Origin of the sequence: Parashewanella curva, from assembly GCF_003675895.1 — a bacterium.
Classification (GTDB): Bacteria; Pseudomonadota; Gammaproteobacteria; order Enterobacterales; family Shewanellaceae; genus Parashewanella; species Parashewanella curva.
Genome location: NZ_ML014782.1, coordinates 20,918 through 40,980 on the forward strand (window position 1 = coordinate 20,918; position 20,063 = coordinate 40,980).

Annotated in this window: 18 protein-coding genes; 4 read left to right on the forward strand and 14 right to left on the reverse strand. The window is 40.9% G+C overall.

The window, feature by feature from the left end:
- Positions 1-2: 2 nt before the first annotated feature.
- Genes D5018_RS11885 through D5018_RS11945 form a run of 14 tightly spaced genes read right to left on the reverse strand, consistent with a single transcriptional unit; the run spans position 3 to position 12,961 of the window.
- The gene (locus tag D5018_RS11885; RefSeq protein ID WP_121839228.1) at positions 3-170 is read right to left on the reverse strand and encodes a conjugal transfer protein TraD; all 168 of its coding nucleotides are present in this window, start codon (positions 168-170) and stop codon (positions 3-5) included.
- Entirely contained in the window at positions 148-2,025 is a 1,878-nt protein-coding gene (locus D5018_RS11890) for an LPD7 domain-containing protein (RefSeq protein ID WP_121839229.1), read from the reverse strand. The genes D5018_RS11885 and D5018_RS11890 overlap by 23 nt, the downstream gene beginning before the upstream one ends.
- The gene (locus tag D5018_RS11895) at positions 2,018-3,883 is read right to left on the reverse strand and encodes a type IV secretory system conjugative DNA transfer family protein (RefSeq protein ID WP_121839230.1); all 1,866 of its coding nucleotides are present in this window, start codon (positions 3,881-3,883) and stop codon (positions 2,018-2,020) included. Before D5018_RS11895 ends, D5018_RS11890 begins: the two co-directional genes overlap by 8 nt.
- Complete coding sequence (gene virB11, locus D5018_RS11900; RefSeq protein WP_121839231.1) at positions 3,880-4,935, reverse strand: P-type DNA transfer ATPase VirB11; 1,056 nt, start codon at positions 4,933-4,935, stop codon at positions 3,880-3,882. Before virB11 ends, D5018_RS11895 begins: the two co-directional genes overlap by 4 nt.
- Positions 4,913-6,058 carry a type IV secretion system protein VirB10 gene (gene virB10 / locus D5018_RS11905; RefSeq protein ID WP_165905051.1) on the reverse strand — a complete coding sequence of 382 codons (1,146 nt, stop codon included), beginning with the start codon at positions 6,056-6,058 and terminating at the stop codon, positions 4,913-4,915. Before virB10 ends, virB11 begins: the two co-directional genes overlap by 23 nt.
- Positions 6,051-6,968, reverse strand: a complete 918-nt coding sequence (gene virB9 / locus D5018_RS11910; protein ID WP_165905052.1) for a P-type conjugative transfer protein VirB9 — start codon at positions 6,966-6,968, stop codon at positions 6,051-6,053. Before virB9 ends, virB10 begins: the two co-directional genes overlap by 8 nt.
- A gap of 1 nt (position 6,969) precedes the next feature.
- Positions 6,970-7,704: a VirB8 family type IV secretion system protein gene (locus D5018_RS11915; protein ID WP_121839234.1), complete on the reverse strand. Its 735-nt coding sequence runs from the start codon at positions 7,702-7,704 to the stop codon at positions 6,970-6,972.
- Positions 7,697-7,849 (reverse strand): hypothetical protein, encoded by a 153-nt coding sequence (locus D5018_RS21695; RefSeq protein WP_165905053.1) that lies wholly within the window; start codon positions 7,847-7,849, stop codon positions 7,697-7,699. Before D5018_RS21695 ends, D5018_RS11915 begins: the two co-directional genes overlap by 8 nt.
- Positions 7,846-8,862 (reverse strand): TrbL/VirB6 family protein, encoded by a 1,017-nt coding sequence (locus D5018_RS11920; protein ID WP_121839235.1) that lies wholly within the window; start codon positions 8,860-8,862, stop codon positions 7,846-7,848. The genes D5018_RS21695 and D5018_RS11920 overlap by 4 nt, the downstream gene beginning before the upstream one ends.
- 5 nt (positions 8,863-8,867) lie before the next feature.
- The gene (locus tag D5018_RS11925; protein WP_121839236.1) at positions 8,868-9,146 is read right to left on the reverse strand and encodes an EexN family lipoprotein; all 279 of its coding nucleotides are present in this window, start codon (positions 9,144-9,146) and stop codon (positions 8,868-8,870) included.
- A gap of 50 nt (positions 9,147-9,196) precedes the next feature.
- Entirely contained in the window at positions 9,197-9,820 is a 624-nt protein-coding gene (locus D5018_RS11930) for a type IV secretion system protein (RefSeq protein ID WP_121839237.1), read from the reverse strand.
- The gene (locus tag D5018_RS11935) at positions 9,817-12,297 is read right to left on the reverse strand and encodes a VirB4 family type IV secretion/conjugal transfer ATPase (RefSeq protein ID WP_121839238.1); all 2,481 of its coding nucleotides are present in this window, start codon (positions 12,295-12,297) and stop codon (positions 9,817-9,819) included. The genes D5018_RS11930 and D5018_RS11935 overlap by 4 nt, the downstream gene beginning before the upstream one ends.
- Positions 12,294-12,614, reverse strand: coding sequence for a VirB3 family type IV secretion system protein (locus D5018_RS11940; protein WP_121839239.1), 321 nt, complete (start codon positions 12,612-12,614; stop codon positions 12,294-12,296). The genes D5018_RS11935 and D5018_RS11940 overlap by 4 nt, the downstream gene beginning before the upstream one ends.
- Positions 12,615-12,628: 14 nt before the next feature.
- On the reverse strand, positions 12,629-12,961 hold the full coding sequence (locus D5018_RS11945; protein ID WP_121839240.1) for a TrbC/VirB2 family protein: 333 nt from the start codon (positions 12,959-12,961) through the stop codon (positions 12,629-12,631).
- An 849-nt stretch (positions 12,962-13,810) separates the two neighbouring features.
- Between D5018_RS11945 and D5018_RS11950 the strand changes: the two genes are divergently transcribed.
- The 4 genes from D5018_RS11950 (at position 13,811) to D5018_RS11965 (ending at position 19,933) form a co-directional block, all read left to right on the forward strand.
- Positions 13,811-15,925 carry a type I secretion system permease/ATPase gene (locus tag D5018_RS11950; RefSeq protein ID WP_121839241.1) on the forward strand — a complete coding sequence of 705 codons (2,115 nt, stop codon included), beginning with the start codon at positions 13,811-13,813 and terminating at the stop codon, positions 15,923-15,925.
- 1 nt (position 15,926) lies between these two features.
- The gene (locus tag D5018_RS11955; RefSeq protein WP_121839242.1) at positions 15,927-17,276 is read left to right on the forward strand and encodes an HlyD family type I secretion periplasmic adaptor subunit; all 1,350 of its coding nucleotides are present in this window, start codon (positions 15,927-15,929) and stop codon (positions 17,274-17,276) included.
- 5 nt (positions 17,277-17,281) lie between these two features.
- Positions 17,282-19,405, forward strand: coding sequence for a type I secretion system permease/ATPase (locus tag D5018_RS11960; protein ID WP_207819287.1), 2,124 nt, complete (start codon positions 17,282-17,284; stop codon positions 19,403-19,405).
- A 108-nt stretch (positions 19,406-19,513) separates the two neighbouring features.
- The gene (locus tag D5018_RS11965; RefSeq protein ID WP_133309284.1) at positions 19,514-19,933 is read left to right on the forward strand and encodes a hypothetical protein; all 420 of its coding nucleotides are present in this window, start codon (positions 19,514-19,516) and stop codon (positions 19,931-19,933) included.
- Positions 19,934-20,063 lie beyond the last annotated feature (130 nt).

The following is a 20,063-nucleotide window of genomic DNA, read 5'->3' on the forward strand; positions in this document are numbered from 1 at the left end:
TCCTAATCAGTATCAACTTCTGTTGCTTCCCATGCGTCTTGTTCGGATAGCGCATCTTCCTCAAATGCACCCAATTCCTCGGCTTCGGCTGCTGTTACTTCAACAACTTTCTGAGGTTTGTTGAGTAGAACTAAATTTTCATCGAGTCTAGCGTTCGAGTTGGTGTTCATAGTGGGTTTCCTTATTTTGTGTAAAACGGGATTTGGCAATTGAATTTTGTGGAGTAAACCTTTGCTTAAATCGCTCTAATGCGGATTGTGGTTTAGCTTGCGTAGAAGCTTGCTGCTTTGGTGGTGAAGAGGTTGGTTGAGCTTGAGGCTTTACAGTTTGAATTTGTTGAGATTGCTTGTCTATATTGACCACTTGCTGTGCCAAACGTTGATAATCCAAGGGTTGAGGTTTGTAACCTGTGACTTCCATGCCTTTGATTTTGGCTTGCAGCCATGCTTCACGTTTAAAGTTCTGACTGCCCCTAAGTTTGATTTGTTGCCAGCCTCGATGCTCGGCAATCGCTAATAAATCCATAATGATTTTGCTGTGTTCAAGTCGTGTTTGGAGCTTGTTGCCTTTGTCGATAAAGGCCAGTGCTGCCGAATTTCGATTTGGAAAATAACTTTTACCGTTAGCAGAGGTATAGCGCATATACAAATGCTTAGGCATCGGCATTTTTGTTGTTTCTTTTTCAGGTTGTTCCTTGTTTGGTTTCGGAGGGTGTGTCGGATTATCTGGCTTTGTCTTTAATTCAGCTTCTGGTGCTTTTACTTGTTCATACTGAGGCTTATGCTGCTTTACAGCTATGGTTTTGATCGTTGGGCTTACAGGCATAATGCTATTAAGCGGTGGCTGTAATCGTTCTGGTTTTTGGTACTTTAGCTCTGGCCAGCAGCGTTCAATATAACTTTCGATTTGTTTTTTTACCCTGAATACACTGTTGCTCATATGTAGGTCATTAAAGTCGCTTAATCCATGTTGAATTTGCTCAGTAGAAAATTTAGGTGTTAGCCAATGACCGCCAACTAGGTTGGCAGCTTCTCTGGCTTTTTGTATGCCTTTATTGATTTGGTTTTTATGATCATTATCAGCAAGGAACAGATGTTTGGCAATGGGATACTTGGCACTGATCTTTTCGGCGACTTTAGGCATGTTACCTGCGTCGACCGTCATCACTACGCTGCGACCTGTAGCTTCCGCAATACTCGCTGCTGTTGAGTAGCCTTCAGCGTAGAGAATGGGTTCATTAGCGTTTAGTGGCCTATCGCCTACCACAAAGAAGTGACCTGACTTTTGTGCGCCTTTTTTAAGGCACTTGAAGTCATTAGTGCTGATCCGCTGAAGACTATGAATACTCTGTTCAGTGTCATAAAGCGGGATTACCAAACGGCCTTCCTTGTCCTGACAAACACCAGGATAAGCTTGTACGCCTTTGCGACTCAAATAGCCTTGACCAGAGTTTGCGTTTGGCAGCTGTCGATATAATTGAGCGCAGCGTTTGGCGTGATGTTGCTGCTTTTGATTAAGGCTTTGCTCTCTTTGGTAACGAATATTGGCCATATGCGCTTTTTGGTGGAGTCTTGCTGTCGGATCGGCCTGCTCAAAGCTGGCATGCCATTTTTGTGGCTCACTGTGATTGCGGTGGTCTTGATACCAGCCAACAGGGTGACCATCATTAAACACTGCATAGACACCACTCTTTTGACCTCGTTTATCGTCCTGTGTCGCTACCCGATGAATTTGCCCATCCATCATAGGTGGCTCTTTCAGTAAAAAGCCTGCGGTTTCCAGCACATTGTTAAATTCAAGCAGAGGATCAGTATCGCTGTGCTGTTTCATCATATTGGGATCGGGCAGCCAAGGTTGAACTTTGCGTTTATCAGTGCCCGCTTTGGCGAACCACAAGCCTTGTTCACCATCAAAGCTGATAGCCGAAACACCATTACTGAGTCTGCCGATTTCTCGTTGGGCTTGCGCTCTATCGTCATAACCCACGGCCAGATAGGTTTTGTGCTTCAATTGTTCGTTACTCATAATTTTCATCTCCCACTACGTTTTTGAAATCAGTAACCAAGTCGTTCATGGCGGTTTTTTGTGGTTTGGATTCAGGTATAGGTTTGAGTTCGGCTTGGCTCGGTTGCTCTGCAGCACTATTGTCAGCTTCAGATTGCTCAACACTTGTTGTATCGCCATCCTCAGCACAGCGAATTTGAGTAATGATGATTGAATGCTGTTTGGGCGTGACCTTGGGAATGTTTGGTGTTGCGTAGTAATTTTTATCTGGATGATTACCACGAATACTTAGCTGTTTGTCTTGATACCAACGTAGCTTTTGGCATTTCACAGGAGGGCAGTTTTCAAGGAGTAAGATGGCATTATCAGCGCCCATTTGCATCAGCTCTTGTGGCAGCATTAAAGCTCGTCCGTGATCGCTCACACTCTCACTTTTTCCGCCTTTGCCCGATAGCTGTCGGCTACGACTTCGGTTGTTGATGGTGGATGTGCCTAGGCTATCTGAGATTTCTCTAGCAACTTTGGGATTTTTCGGTGCAAAAACGATTTGCAATGCATGGTTATCCACTAAGGTTTCAGCGCCATCGTGACCGTAGATTTCACGAAGCTGGGCAGGCGATTGAATGATGGTGAGTAGGCGCAAGCCGTAGCCTGCTACATAGCTAATCCCTTTGCTTAAAATGCCAACTTTGCCAATGGCGGCAAATTCATCGAGTAGCAATAACACTTGGTATTTAAGCTGTGGGTTTTGCTCAGGCAGCTCTCTGGTATTAAGATCAATCAGCTGTTGAAAGAACAGATTAACCAGTGGCGATAATCGGCTTAAATCATCAGGGGTAACGCCGACATAAATCGACATCTTTTGCTGACGAATTTGGCGTAAGTCAAAGTCATTACCTGCAGTTACCGCATCTATCACAGGGTTGTAAAACAGCTCTAAAGCTGAAGTGAAACTTTTCCGCACTGAACCACGAGTACGCTCTGGTGTGTCGAGGTATTCTTTTAGGGCTAACAGGCATTGGTTGGATAAACTAACATTAGAATCCAATCTCAACTCCAATTGTTGTGCTAGGTATTCATCACCTTGAGTGAGCAGTCTTAACACTTCTCCCATGGTTACAGGTAAAGGTGGCGATTCAATCAGATACAACACCAAGCCTAGCCATAAAGAACGAGCAGAAGCTTGCCAAACCGGAGCTTCGTTATCGATATTAGGAAACAGCATTTGTCCGATTTTTTGAATATCGTTAATGCGAAAGCTTGGATCATTAGAAATGTAATACAGTGGATTCCAGCGATGACTTTGGTAGTTTCTTGGAGCGAGGTTTAACAAGAAACATTGCTGACCGTGAGCGTGACGAAAACCTGCGCTGATGTGCCAATTCTCTTGTTTGATATCCAACACTACCACTGAATCTTGCCAGCTAAGTAAGTTGGGAATAACCACCCCAACACCTTTACCACTGCGAGTCGGTGCAGACATTAATACATGCTGCTGACCTGAAAACTGTAGATATTGCTCAGATAATCCAAAGCGTTTTTTGCCAACGACGATGCCAGATTTAGCCAGTAGGCCAGCCTGTTTGATCTGTTTGGTATCGGCAAATTTGGCATCACCGTAGAGTGACTGCTTTTTTGTTTTAAGCTTCTTGGCGATAAAAGCGATAACAGGTGCAAAGCCAATGGTAACGGACAGAATGAGATAAAACTGAGTGATACGTTGATGGCCAAAATAGTAAGCGTATTTGAAGACGGTTATCGGGCTGGATTGTTTTACATCGAGGTTGGCAAACCACAAGAACAATGCACCGCTAAGCCACAGGCTTGCGATAAGGAAGGTAATGATGCTTGATGATATTAACCAGCCACGCTTGTTCATTCTGCTTCCACTGACTTTGAGTTAAAGAAGACTTCACTGACAAAACGCCTGCCATTGACCACTTGCAGCTGCACAATCACATCGACGCACAAATTCAAAAGATACTTAATCTCCTCTCTGGATAATGATGAACCTGCTTGGCTTTCTTTTAGCAGTAACATCAACTGCTCTAATGCCAGCTTTGGGCTACCAGCGTGCATGGTGGTAATGCTACCCGGATGCCCTGAATTGATATTACGCAGAAAGTAAAAGGCTTCATCACCACGAATAAGTTCAGCCACAAACACTCGGTCAGGCTTCATCCGCAGGCTGGCTTCTAACAGCTGCTTTTGGGTGATATTGGCGATGCCTTGATTGCCTGCTGAATAGAACAAACTGACGGTATTGGAATGGGTGTTATAAAGTTGCAGCTCATCGACATTTTCAATGGATATTAATCGCTCTGAATCTGGGATTTGTTGAAGTAAGGAACGTAAAAATGTGGTTTTACCTGAGCCTGTTGCACCTGAAACGATAATGTTTTTTCGAAGCTTGATGGCGAGTTTTAAGAAAGCGGAAATATCACCATCTTGCTTAAAGGCCAACAGCTGGGCATCAGTTTCAGGCTGACTGCCATTAACTGGGCTTTGTTGTGAAAAATATCCCTGTCGTTGATATTCGTCCAAGGTAAACACGGATTTGGACGGCTTGCGGATGGTAATGCTGATCTTACCTACTGGAGTAACTGGAGGAATGGCAATTTGTACTCGCTCACCATCAGGCAAAGTGGCGGATAGTATTGGATGTGCCGCATCCAGCTTTTGTCCTGAATAAGTTGCAATTAACTTACTTAAGCGTTGGCAGTATTCTAAGGTCAGTGATTTAACTTTATGTTGTTTCCAGCCACTTTCTCTTTCCGTTAGCACTTGCAATGGCTTATTGATCACTACTTCCGTGATCTGTGGTGGATATAAATAAAAGTTGAGCACGTTAAGATGCTCGTTTAAAGCAACAGCACGATTGGGTTCAATTGGCTCTTCAAGTGCAACTTCACTGGCTAAGTTTAAGCTCATAAACGCTCCTAAAATCTAAGTCTCTTGCCACAAACACATTGATGTGTTCGCCTTGGTTTTTATACAAAGTCGGTTTGATATGAATCGAGTCTTGAAGTGCAATAGAAGCGAGATCTTTTGTGCCGCCAATGGTGTCACCGAATTGGATTTTATTGGTATTTCCTTTGGATTTATTGGCGTAATAGGTGCCAACATCACCAATCAGACTGAGTAACATGGCACTGCCAAATCGCTGACCAAAATGACCGTCAACATAACCACTGTGACCACTGCGCCCAAGGCTATCGGTTCCCGGTGAAGCTAAATCTAAAATCACACCCGTAGGGGTTTCTATGCGATCCCACAATACAAAAATTCGAGCTTGTCCTTGTCCTTGTTCTAATCCGGCTTGATACTCACCGACAATATGACTGCCTTTTTCCAATAACAGCACCTTGCCATTGGTGGAGTAGATATCTCGACTTAGTTGGCAACGAGTCATACCAGCCACATCACTGCTGATGGCTGTTTCTAAAATGCAGTCGAGAAAAGCCCCTTTAGTGATAAACAAGTTAGGATCAATGATTCGACTGGCGATACTGCCTTGAATTTTGGTGGCTTGCAGCTGTTGGTTTAGAGAATGTTTATCTGGTTGCGCTTGGTTTATGTCTGGTAAGGGATCTTGTTGTTGAATTTGGTTTTGAGTCTCTTGCTGTGAACCGTTATTCAGCACCAATAAACCATCTAACTGCTTACGTTGTTGCGGTGTCAGTGTTTTCTTCTGACCGCTTAAACGAGCTAAATGACCAAATTGCGGAGAGTTCGGTTCATCCAATTGCCCTGTATGAATGATTGAGCTTTTATTTGAAGTCGATGCTGTGGTTTTAGTGGGTTTTGAGTGCATATCAGGCTCAGGTGGCGCACCGAGATGATCGGCAATGGTGTAATGATGTTGGGCTGAGCTGGTATCAGACTTTGCGTGACTAAAACCACCATTGATAGCGACTAACAGCACAATCATTAATCCAGCAATAATGATCATAACCGCTTTAGTCAACCATGAGTTGCTGTTAACTCGATTACCCAGTTCTGGAACAGGGGTGCTGGAAAGTTCTGGTTCTTGGTTAGTGTGTTGCTCAGCCATGCGAACCTCCACGCCTTTTAGCAATTCGCTGCACTTGTGGGAACTGTGTTTTTTGATAGCTTGCTGGCTGCTCTGCATCAAAGGATTGGTTAAACAAGCACAAGACCAGTTGACCTTGTCTTAGTACCAGCCTTCTAACCACTCGCCTGATCACTATGGTGTTGGGAAAATCTGGATTAATATGGCTATTCACTAAGCTTTCGCTGTTATCGCTGTTGACGGTATACGCCGCTGGTAAGTCTTGTTTTGGATTAAATTTGAGGTAAGTAAAGCGGCCATCATCAAAGGCTGTTACAGGCAGAATGGCTTTATTGCCTTTATAGAAATAGTTTTGATTGTTCACCTGTGGCGTGATGTGACGATTAAGTTGATCGTCAAGTAACTGTTGTTGATTTTGTAGGTGTAGCTGAGCTTTAAGATCATCAGGATAGATAAAATCTATCGCAAACATCATGCTTCGGCTTGTGGCTTGGTAAGTGTTTTTGAGCAGTGACGCATTTAACTCAAATTGATACACATGGCGATTAGTCAGTACTGTCATATTGGTGATAGCTTGCTGTGCTTTAGGTTTGATAAAGATGTGGTTATCAACGGGCGTGACACTCCAAGCAGCACTGTCACCCATCGCAATTTGTTTGATGGACTCCCCGCTGCCAAAAGCAATATCGGTCGCAAAACCATAATGACCGACTAACTTCACCACTTGCTGAGGATTAAAATTGATATGGCGAACTCGTCGGTCAAAGTGGCCAATATGGGGCGTTTCTATAGCAAATGAAGTAGAAGAAAACAGCATTAACGTCATGCCTGAGAAGGCAGGCATCCAGCGACTTTTACTTATATTCAGTCTTAAAGGCACTAGGCACCTGCCTTCGCAGGTGCGACGATGGAAGGTAGATAGTTTTCTCATCTTAATCCCCTCCCGTGGCTTGATCATTGCGATAACTCAGCACTTGAAAACCAAGCGGATTAAGTTGCCTATCAGCTACCGACATAGGGGCATTACGGTAAGTGAAGATGATGGTGGCAACCCAATGAGTTAAAGGATGATCTTCACCGACTTGTTTAACTTGCTTGGTATAACGGACTAAAGCGGTAGTGGTTTGCTCACCATTATTCTTGTCGTGTCCAATAAAACTGATGGCATTCACTTTGATCAGCACTTGCGCTGATTGACCATAGAGATTGATCGGTGCATTTGAGTTGGATTTAGGATCGGTTTGTAAGCCGTAATCTTGTTGGACGTTTTCATCGGACATAAGCCCGATAAGCTTTCTGTCATAACTTCGGGTTTGCCACTGGTAGCCTTCTCGATGGCGCAGGTATTGCGCTAAGAAATATTTATCCAATACTTCTTGAGCTTTTTGTTTGATTTGTCCTTTGCTGGCTAAGCTGGAAACCACATCTACAAAGCCTGTGTTGTTATCAACTCGAATAACAAAAGGTTCGATGGATTTTAGCGGCATTAAAGTAATAAGGCTGATAGCCAAAAGTGAAGTAAGTAGAGCCAGTAACAAACAGCATTTCCAAGCACGTTGCTCAGATTGTTTGATTTTGACATTCAGCTCAGCGTCCCAACCTCTGGCTTCAGCAAAGTATTTTTGAAGTAGCTGCTTATCGGTTAGTTGCTGCTCAAGTTCAGCCATGACGTACCTCAATAGGTTTGATAACAATAGGCTGAGTGTTCACAGGTTTTAGTCCTTTACCATCGTCTTTACAATGCGGTGGTTTGGGCAAACTTGAGCAATGAGTGAGAAATAGGATGAAGCACAGAGATAGAAATTTTTTCATTGTTCGCTTTCTCCTGAAATGCTGTTACCACCAAAGCGTTGTTGATAAGCCCGATACCCTGAACCAACAGGCTTTATTGGTGCAGATAAGGCTTGACCTGTGTAATTCAAATCTCGTCTTAAAGTTCGATATTGATGTCGTAAGGTTGTTGGACGCATAGCATGAAGACTGTTTGAAATCGCCCCATGAGCGGCAATCGCCACACCACCACCAAGGGCTGAGGCCATTGCAGGAATTTGTTTCATCACTAAAATGCACAGACCCATGACGATGCACAGCATCGAGCTGTCGCTTAACGTGGTTAAAGCGGCATGGTTATGAGATATTTGCGCCAGATACTTGGACGCCACTGCAGTCATCAGCTGCCCAGACGACACCCCCAGTAACAAGATAAAACCAAAGTTGAGTACCATTCCCAACCAGCTTTCAAAGAAGCGTTGAGTGGCTTGAAATAGAAGCAGCACAAAGAAGGCCGGACCGATGGCCAACAACACACTGACCATGACTTTGCTGAGTAAAATAAAGAAGGCCACTAGTAAGGTCAGGCAACCACCAATGGTTAATATCCCCATTGCCAAAATATACATGCCAAAGTTGCCATTCATCACCCCACCTTGTCTCCATGCATTATCGGCAAGGATGAGGATTTGGCCGAATAGGTGATCTAATAGCTGCGCTGCATTTTGGGTTTTGGTGTCAGACACAACCGCTGCTAAAAACTGTGGTGTTTCACTTAAAAAGCGCACTACGGTTTGGTTGTAGTGACCAACGGTTAATCCCAAAGTCAGAATGAAACCAATCCGAATGATACGAAAAAAGCCTTCTTGTAGAGGTTCCTGACTGCGACCAAACATCATCGAATAGCCCCAGATCACTACCCACAAAATCATCATGCTGGTAAACACGGGGATCAGGTATTGGATCAGCCTTGCCGAACCTTGCTGAACATAGTTGTGCAGCGCTTGATCCACCAAGCTGAAAATACTGCGATACAGGTTACTGGTAGCCGCCATCTTGATTACTCTTTGGGATGAGCCATATCTGCAGGTAGTGGAACTGGATCACCAGCTACAATGTCATTTGCGGCTTGTTGAGCATTGATGCACTCAGGATGATTGCGATACTTAGCAGGATTGTTGCTGCATTGAGTTAGAGTTTGCATCAGAATTTTTTGATGCTGTTTAAACCATGCCACATCGTGAGTTTGGTTTTGCAGGCTATGGTGACTACTCATTTTTGAACAGCCTGTCATGACACAAAACAGGCTTGAAATTAATAGGATATTGATAAGTTTCATGCAGAGTCCTCATTGGTGTTAGAGTTGAGTGATCTGCCATCCTTGGTAGGTTAGTTCCAATTCACATTTATTGGGTGCAACTCGCCAGCCGATTCAATGGCCATTTGAGTGATACGTTGCTGTGCTAATGCATCACTTGCTTGTGCTTGAGCTTTCATTAGCTGCAATTTGGCTTGTTCGTTGGCAAGCATGGCGTTTTCGGCTTGAATTCGGGCTTGTAAATCTTGAATGTCTTTTTGTTTTGGTGCTTGACTGATCTTGTTGATAAGCCTTGTTAATTGGTCATATCTCACTTGAGTTTCTTGCAGCGATAATTGGGTTTGACCTAACCAACGTCCACGATAACGATTTATGTCATCGAACAAACTTGCGCTGTCACCGCCAAGTTTTAGCCACTCGCCGTTATGTAAGCCTTGTTGTTTGAGAGTAAGGTTGGGATCGACTTTGACTGCTATATCGTAAACAGAATCAATGGCATCGCTCATTCCAGTGATACCGTTGATGCTACTGAGCTGGCGTTTCGCAGTATCAAGCTGTTGTTTGAGCGTGTCGATTTCTTCCAATAAATGACGTATTTCAATGATCTTTTGATGCAGGTTAGCAATGTCAATCACAGGGAAAGCCAAGCTGGGTAATGACAGTGAAAGCATTGTTAGTATCAATAATCGTTTCATGCTTCACCTCGCTGATCATGCAAGGCATTGAAGTATTCAGGTAGCCAGTCTTTGGGATCACTGCCAGCCGTTTCCACAATTCTGTACATCAGGTTCACTTTGTCTGTGGTGCCTGAGATCACCGCCAGTTCATCATCAAAGCCATTTAAATCTAATTTAGCGACAACACTTTCATGACCTTGTTTAATGATGAATTGGCGAGAAATGGGTTGCAGTTCAGTGCTAATAAGCTCAAATTCACGTTCAGTCAGATGAAGACCATTGATGTAATCATCACGTCGAGCTTTGGGATTGGGCATTAAAATTAGAGTGGCGCATTGCTCAATCAGGGTATGAGCAATGGCTGAGTTCAGCACGTCCCTGACTGATTGAGTGCCATACACCATAATGCCGTTTTGTTTACGAATCACTTTCTGTTTGTTTTGGGCTAAATCCTCAAAGTATTCGTCGGCCAGTAACTTCCAAAATTCATCCATAAAGATCTGCAACTTGCGACCATCAATCAGCTTTTCAATTCGATAAAACAGATACATGACAATCGGTGTGCGGATCTCTTCAATATCCAAAAATTCCGTTACATCAAAGCCAAACAAGGTTTGATTAGCAATAAATAGCTCATCAATTTCATTATCCAAAACCCAGGATAGTTCACCGCCAAGACACCACTTTTGTAGCCTTGAGCTACAACCATTTGGGTCAACCGGATCAAGAAATTCCAAACAGCGACTTAAACGGCGTTGCGGTTTAGGTAAACTCATTACGCCTTTAACCGCATCAGCCAAATCTTGTTGATGTTGATGCGGTAGCTCACCACCGCAAAGTTTGGCGACTAATGAAGTGATAAACAAAATATTGTCGGTTGTGGGTTCTAACTGAAACGGATTAAAACCTGTGGGCTTACCTATTTGCAATGGAAGGTATAAACCTTGGGTAGCACGAACGTAGATTTCTAACCCACGGTCTTTATCGAAAATGATTTGAGTTGGCTGATACTTCTTACTTTGAGAAATCAAGAAGCCTTGCAGCACAGTTTTACCAGAGCCAGAAGCCCCAATGATTAAGGTGTTACCTAAAGCGTGATGCTCATCCTTGAGCTTGTCATCCTTACCCGTTTCACGATTTACATGAGCCTGAAGGACTTGGTTATGCGTATTAGACTCATGGAAATTAAAGTAATAGGGGCTACCAGAAGCCGTTTGTAATACTGTAACTGCATCGCCCCATTGATTGCCGAAAACTTGTCCGGATGGATAATTATGTAAACTGCAAAATCCAGCAAAGTTACGAGAAGAAATACGAGCTGGACGAGGACGAAAGCGGCTGTTTGCAGGAAGCTGTGAGTAGAACGCTGATTGAATCGATAAATCATCTCGGGTGAGAATAATGGCTTGGTCGGCGAGCTCAGACTTTAGTGCCGATAGATGCTTATCAAGTGCTTCTGTTGTGTTAGTCAATACGGTTAACACTAAATGATGTTCACCATAAACCATGCGCCCAGCGGTTAAATCATCAAGACCAATATCAATGGCATCCACTTGGGAATGAGCATAGTCCCCTGTAGCTGTTAGGCGTTTTTGTTGGCGCAGTAAAATCTCGGTTGCCACAGGTTTCGATAAAAACTGAAAGCTTTGGGTTAACACCAATTCAAAAGGTGCTGATAAAAGGGTATTAAGCAAACCCACTTCGGTGTGTTCAGGGTACTCCTTAATACTTAAACACGCGCCTAAACGGGTTTGCGTAATGCCTTTCAGGGCGAAGGTGTTATCAGAAAATAATGGCCTTGCTCTGGGCAATGATTTTGACATATCAGTAGTGGTAATAGCTCTGGGTTGCCACTCGCCATTGATCAGGTAGTCTAAGAGTGTGAGTAACTCGCTATAGAATATTTTTCCTTTCACTTTTCCTTTATTGATATCGTTCTTGGTGTAGATTCCTAAGCGTTGAGGTTGATAGCTTTCAAGTGATGATAAAACCGTACTAACGACATCATTTAACGCTGATATAGCTTGTTTTTGCTCAGTAAGAAATTGCTTCACTGTAGGAGATTTTATCTTTAGCTTTGATTTAAGCGGCACATTGGCATCACGGTAGATAACGGTTAGGTAAAGCTCATTGACCATTAACTGGCTTTGGCAAATTTTATTGATATATTTCTGATTAAACTGCTTATCAAACTCCGAATTAAACTCGCCTTTTGGAACAATCTTGGATTCACGACGAATAAGATGTGTCCATAAACACACATGAGGGCTGGCGATGTTACGTAGCATCAAATTGAATTGCTCTTTCCATAAGTTCACTTGCTCAGGTTCAGCCGACTCATGCGCCACACCTTGCAGCTTGATGAACTGCAAATAATCGCCGCTATGAGTTTTGATGGTGTGTTCGTCTACGTGCGTTTGATAAGGAATAAACTCGTCAACTGAATTTTCTTTCTGCCACTGCTTAGTGAGCTTTTCGATGGCTATAGCACTCATAGCATTCTCTCCTTAATGCGGGTATTAACAACAGGGCTGGCACTGGCGTAGCCCAAGCATCGCCAATATACGGATTTAGCTTTAGTGTTCATCCAAAGCTTGAGCAATCGAAACATCAGAGGATCACGCTGGCACAATGAATACATGAGCGCATGGAAAGGAAAGTACAGCAGTAAAATAAATGGATTTTTAGTGGCTATCATCAGCACTGTGACCATTGAAGCCGCAATGATAATACCATCCAAAGTCACGCCCCATTTCATCGCAGGACGAGTGACAGCCACAAATAAAGGATCACGAAAGTCAGTAGAAGACATAGTAGCTCTTCCTTCTACTTAACAGCTGAAATGATTAAATCGACAATAGTCGAGCCACCAAAGACCAATACAATTCCGGCAATATACTTACCGCAAGTCTCGCCAGTAATGCGGCCGAACCATGCCAGATAGCCCAAAATGGCAATCCCGATAATCGCAGCACTGCGAGCAATACCATTGGTAAGAAGTTGCATTACCCAATCGACGCCTTCAGAAATTGGATCGGCAAAGGCGAGTTCGGGAACCAGTAGCAAAATAGAGAATAAAAAAAGATGGGCGACCAGCGCCCTAAGTCTGCTTGATGAAATCGAATTTGTAGCAGTTGTGTTGAGTGAATTTACTTTCATTGTCTACTCCAAGCATATGCCCAAAACTAGGGCTAGAGTTGTTTATGAAAGACACCTCATATCCATGAAGCATCAAGATAAAAATGGCGTGCTAGCAAGATTGCATGGCAAGGCAGGGCTGTAAATGCTTTAAAGCAAAAACACTTCGAAATGCAACGTAATGCAACGTAATGCAACATAACAAAATGGCATATCAAACTTGTTGAGTAGAGAAATTGCTAAAAGGTAATTTTGGTGAGTAAATTTGTTTAGATTTGTAACTTTATAGCTGAGATAAAATTCATTATAAAACAATGTAATGGTAATTTGGGGAGGATTATTTACCATGGTTACCATTTTCCGAGTTGATGTTGAATTTTACACGTTAGACATCACTGCCTTGGTGGACTAAGAAGAAATCTACAGTTCCCTTTTTATTCATGTGAAACATATCAACCTAAGTTTAAGTTCTATGTTTTGGCTTTTGCGAAGAGTATTGTGTTGGAAGTAGGCTAAGAGTTATTTAAATGATGCTTATAAGTTATTAAAAAGTGGTTAATTGTATCGATACGTGTTAAATTTTATCTTGCTAAATTTGAATGTATATTGCCTAGTTTGGGATAGTAAGAAGATATAATCAGGCTAATTTAATCTCTTAGGGGGCAATTCCCCCCAGCTAGCTGCGGGGATTATTTATTAGCGTTTATTTGCTTGATTTTCCCGCTAAGATAGCGCTTCAAATCATAAGCTACCTCAAAAAAGCCCAATATCTTTTTAGTGAAATATTAAAGATAGATAAACAAAGTAGTGGACAGATCTACATGTAGGTAGATCTGTTCTTTTAATGGACTGTTTTCTAGTTGTACATTGATGTTATCCAATAATAAAAATCACATAATCGATAGTGTTTTATTCTGCACCAGAACACTGTTAAGACTTTCTAAAATAGAAAGTGATATTGCTTTTAGCAGTACAGAGATAGATAAAAAGAGTTTAAAAAGTTACCTCAGTGTTGTTTCAAAAAGCCATAAGGTTAAAGCTCGTCTAAAAAAGTTGAGTTTCTCAAAGTTAAATACCCTAAAAGCTCCAATCTCATATGAAAGGCTTGACGGAAGCTTTTCGATATTGGCGGGTATCTCTGAAGGAAAAGCACTAGTTCAAAGAGCTGATGAGATTGCTCCACAAGTCATTACCGTTGAGGAGTTAATTGCCGATGCGACAGGTTATGTAATAACGATAGAAACTAAAGCCTTTAGTTTTGATATAACATGGTTTGTACCGGAGTTTTTAAAGCATAAAAGTGTTCTTAGCGAAATCATAATTTTTTCCTTGTTTCTGCAAGTGTTAGCCTTGATCTTGCCGCTATTTTTCCAAGTGGTGATGGATAAGGTATTAGTTCACAATGCACTATCAACACTGGATGTTTTAGTCTTTGTTTTAGTCATTGTTGGATTATTTGAAGTTATTTTAAAAGGGCTTAGAGAATATTTACTTGCCCAAACAACCACAAAAATTGACTTAAAGCTTGGCTCCAAGTTATTAAACCATTTAGTCAAGTTACCTTTAGCCTATTTTAAATCGAGGCAGGTTGGCGCGATAGTTACTCGGGTTAGGGAACTAGACTCTATTCGAAATTTGATCACGAGCTCTGCCCTCACTTTATTAGTCGATGTGAGCTTTTTGTTTGTTTTTATTGGTGTTATGTTCTATCTATCCCCGTTTTTAACAAGCATTGTTCTTGCATCATTCCCCATCTATTTTTTGATTGGTTATGTAACTTCTCCTTTGCTAAAAAAACGCATCGAAAAGCAGTTTGCATGCGGGGCAAAAAATATTGCTTTTTTAACTGAATCGGTTAGAGGGGTTGAAACCGTTAAAAGTTTAGCCGTTGAGCCATCATTCAATGTCAAATGGGAAGGCCAAACAGAGGAATTGGTAACTGCTAATTTTAAAAGGCAATCGTTGCAAGCGGCGACAAATCAAAGTGTCACCCTTATTCAAAAAGTTATTTCAGCATTAATAATTTGGTTTGGTGCAATGGATGTTATTTCATTAGAAATGACAATTGGTCAGCTAGTTGCGTTTAATATGATGGTGAGCCATATCAATCAGCCAATTTCGAAGCTTATTGAACTTTGGCAGGAATTTATTCAGGCTAGAGTGGCTGTAGATAATCTGGCCGAAGTTGTTAACCTGCCGACTGAAGTAGAACAAGAGCAAAAGATGTTACCAGTCGAGCTAAAAGGCAATATCCAATTCAAAAATATTTGTTTTCGATATCAGCCACAATCCCCATTGGTTATTGACAGCTTATCTTTTGAAATAAAATCAGGTCAGTCAATTGGGATTGTCGGAGCGTCTGGCTCAGGGAAAAGCACAATTAGTCGACTAATTCAAAAGCTGTATGTTGCTGAAAGCGGTGACATCGCTATTGATGGTTATTCATTAAGTGCTCTAGATGCATCACAATTAAGAAAAAACATCGGAATTGTGATGCAGGAGAACTTTCTATTCAATCAAACTGTTCGTGAAAATATTTCAGTGCGTTTTCCGTCTGCCAATTTAGAGCAAGTAATTGAAGCGGCAAAACTTGCTGGAGCTCATGAATTTATCATGAGGCTTTCTAGAGGATATGACACGGTGCTTGCTGAAGGTGGAAGCTCTTTATCTGGCGGTCAAAAGCAAAGAATTGCAATAGCTAGAGCTTTATTAATACAACCATCAATCTTAATTTTTGATGAAGCAACCAGTGCTCTAGATGATGAATCGCAGGAAATTATTCAAAAAAATATGGCGAAGATTGCAGAGGGAAGAACTGTCATTACCATTGCTCATCGATTATCAACAATTAAAAACTGTGACCAAATAATGGTTATTAATCAAGGTCAACTTGCTGAGCAAGGCAATCACTCATATCTGTTGTCATACGAGAGTCAATACAAGAAGCTTTGGAGCTTACAGCAAGAATTAAAGGCAGAGTGCTAGGATGAAACTCATTTGGAAAAAATTGTTGTCAAAGCGCAGCAAAAAAATAAATTACGACTTTTTACCCGTTTATTTAGAAATAGAAAAAAATCCAGTTTCTCCTTGGGCGAGAAGAACCGCACTAGTTTTGACAGGATTTATTGTGATCAGTTTGTTGTGGTCAATCTTTGGCAAATTAGATATACATGCGAGTGCAACTGGGAAAGTATTAATTTCGAGTCATAGCAAAGTGATCCAATCTCTGCAAAAAGGAGAAATAATAGAGATCAATGTTAAAGATGGGCAGTTAGTAAACAAAGGGGATGTGTTGATCAAACTTAATCCTATTACCCTTAATACGGATTATCAAAAACTAAAAAAGCAGGTCGAGTTCTATCTATTGGAAGAGGCCAGACTTAAAGCATTATTAACAACTGACCCTACTTTAAATTTCGTAGCACCTGAAGGCGTTGCTAAAGCGGCGCGAAGTACAACACTTGCCTTCTTGAAAAGTCAGTTCAATGAATATCAATCGATGCTTAAAAGTATAAATGCAGAAATTGAAGTGACAGAGCAAGAGTTAGCTGCAAATAAAACAGATCTCCGCTCTTTGAATAACCTTAAACAAAACATTTCATCAAGAGTTGAAGCAAGCAAAATGCTTGCCTCAAGCCAAGCGATTTCTCGTGTTGAGTTTTTGGAAAGAGAGAAAGAACTATTAGAAACGGAGCGTGCTATCAGTGGGATCACGTCCCAACTAAAAGTACTAACCGCGAAGAAAAGTAGTTTAACTCAGCAAAAGCAAAATTTATCGGCACAGAAGCAACGAGAATATTATGAACAGTTAGGGCAAATACAAATAAACCTCTCGCAGGCAAAACAAGAACTAATCAAGGCCAAGGAACACCACCGAGCTACCTCAATTATTTCGCCTGTTGATGGTGTAGTACAGCAACTTACTGTTCATACATTAGGTGGCGTTGTAACAGAAGCGCAAGCGCTGATGGTGATTGTCCCTCAAAATCAGCACCTAGAAGCCGAAGTAAAAGTGCTAAATAAAGATGTTGGATTTGTTGTGAGTGGGCAGAGCGTTGAAACCAAAATCGATAGTTTTCCCTACACAAAGTACGGGACAATTAAAGGCAAGGTGCTTTATGTATCAAAAGATGCGGTGGAAGATGAAAAGTTAGGACTAGTTTTTCCTACTCGTATCCAGTTAGACGCTAATAAAATTCTGATTGATGATAATTGGACTTCACTTGCTCCAGGAATGAGTGTTACGACTGAAATTAAAACGGGTGAGAGAAGAGTCATAGAGTACTTACTGAGTCCTCTGAAGAAGTATCAGTCTGAAGCGATTAGAGAGCGGTAATTAAGATGAAAGTTATGGAAAACTCCAGTGTCACTGACTCTGGTTTAATGGCATTGACTGAAGCAGCTCGATATTTTGATTTATCAGTAGATTTCAAATGGCTTAAGCATAAAACAGGGAACGCATCATATCATGATGAAACGCTGGTTCTTTGTAAGTGTGCAGGGTTGATAGGGCTTGAAGCTAAAACAATTGATATTTCTAAGCTCAACTCTTTCGAGATATTACAGCCTTGTTTGATTAGACGTGACTCTACATATTATGTAGCCCAAAGGAGAGAAGATGATGAATTATCTCTCTATGACTCTTCTACTAAGCAGTCAGTTAAGCTTTCAATGGAAGAGTTGCAAAGAGAACAATCTAATAGAGCGATTCTGTTAAGTGAAAAAAAGGAGCAGCAGAAGGTAAATAAGTTTGATTTTAGCTGGTTTTTACCTTCTTTAAAAAAACATAAAAAATTGGTGAAGAATGTCTTCCTACTGTCGATGTTCATTCAACTTATTGGACTAGTGACTCCTTTTATATTTGAAAATGTTATTGATAAAGTTCTGGTTAATAGAGGGTTATCGAGCCTTGAAGTGCTAGGTATTGCGCTATTAGGGCTAGCGGTATTTGCTCCACTAATGAGTTTCATGAGAAGTTGGTTATTTGCTAACTTGTCGAGTAAATTGAATGCAGATCTTAATAGTAAGTTATACAAGCATTTAATAGGACTTCCTCTTAATTACTTTAATCATCGTCAAACAGGGCAAATCACTGCAAGAGTTGGAGAAATGGAGCAAATAAGACAGTTCTTATCTGGCTCTGCACTGACAATGGTGTTAGATCTCTTATTCTTAGGCATATTTATTTCGGTGATGTTTTTCTATTCATCTATTTTGACTTGGATCATTCTGGGCTCACTGGTGTTGTATTTTTTGTTCTGGCTAGTGATCGGTTCTGCCTTAAGAAAGAGAACTGAGCGAGAGTATGAGGAATCAGCAAATAACAGTGCTTTTTTGACAGAGTGTATAACTGGCGTAGAAACCATCAAGACACATACACTTGAAAAGCGATTCATTCATAAATGGCAAGAATCATTATCGACTCGTCTTAAAGTTGGTTTAAAGGCAAGAAAAACGTCAATTGTCGCAGAGCAGGGGATTGGATTAATAAATAAGCTCACTAGCGCAATTGTTTTATGGTGGGGAGTGAATCTTGTCATGGAGGCAAAACTCTCCCCCGGGGAGTTGATTGCATTTAATATGTTGGCAGGGCAAGTAACACAACCCATTATTCGGCTAGCACAAATTTGGCAAGATTTTCAGCAAACGCTGATTTCACTCCGTCGAGTTGGCGATATACTTGACGAAACAATTGAGCCTTCTTCTACAGGTGTGGCTTCAACTCCAGCTCTACAAGGAGAAGTTAAATTTAATAAGATTCGGTTTAAATATGATAGTGACTCTCCAGAGGTAATAAAAAACCTGTCGCTCAATGTGAAAGCTGGTGAATTTTTAGGAATAACAGGGCGCTCAGGTTCAGGTAAAAGTACACTGACAAAATTACTCCAAAGGTTATATACACCAAACTCTGGGGAAGTTTGGGTTGATGGGATGGATATTGCGATTGCAGATCCTGTTGAGCTAAGAAGAAATATGAGCATTGTACTTCAGGATAGTTTTTTATTTTCTGGTACAGTTTTAGACAACATTAAACAATGCTTACCTGAAGCAACTAATGAGCAAGTCATTAATGCAGCAAAGCTATCTGGAGCTCATGAATTCATTACACACCTTCCTGAACAATATAATACACAAGTTGGTGAAAGTGGAAGTTTACTCTCAGGTGGTCAGAAACAACGAATTGCACTAGCTAGAGCACTTATCACAGACCCACAAATTTTAATACTTGATGAGGCAACCAGTGCTTTAGATTATGAATCAGAAGCTGCCATTATGTCGAATATGCCGGAAATAAAGAAAGGCAGAACGGTGATCAGTATTGCCCATCGTTTGAGCACAATAAAGGGGTGTGATCGTATAGTTGTTATTGATGACGGGCAGGCCATTGAAGAGGGGGAGCATGCTGAGTTGGTTGAGAAAAGTATTCATTATAAAAAACTTTGGGAATTGCAAACTGGATTTTGAGGCCTAGATATCATGCATATTAAAATATTGTTTCTATTAATACTATTTTTTATTTCTGGAATAGGGCAATGTCAAGTTCTTTTTCGACCAGAAAAAGGGAAAAGTATTATGGATTATAAAGGTGTTTGCAATAGTAATGCTAAGACTGGAGAGTGGTTAGCTTTTCAATATAAAAATGAAATTAAAGTAGAGGAAAATGATTTTAAAAATACACTAAAGTACTTTTCTGAATGGTTTTCTCGAGAAATTAAAATTTTTTTAGAGCTTCCAATAATGGTTTCGAATGAAGAACTAATTACTTATCTTGGTAAACCTATGGAGTATTACCTAATGGAAAATTATTCATTTTTTGAATGGGAGTTTGTAAACGAACATAGCCCTTGGTATTTTCCATTTCTTAATTTTAAAGAGAGTTTGAAATTAGAAGTTGGATTGCTTGATGGATGTGTTTTTAGTATGGAGGCACGTTTAAATGATAAGTCTATAGGAAAGTATAATTATTTAGAGTTAAAGTCAGTTTTTAGATAAGTCTTAGATGTGTTTTTTAATCGGTAATAAATTTTGTTTTTATTGTGGGGGGATTTAAAAATAAAAAATTGTTCGTGATTTTTATAGTTGTTAATTTTTATGTAGATTAATTTTGTTTTTGATAAATCAA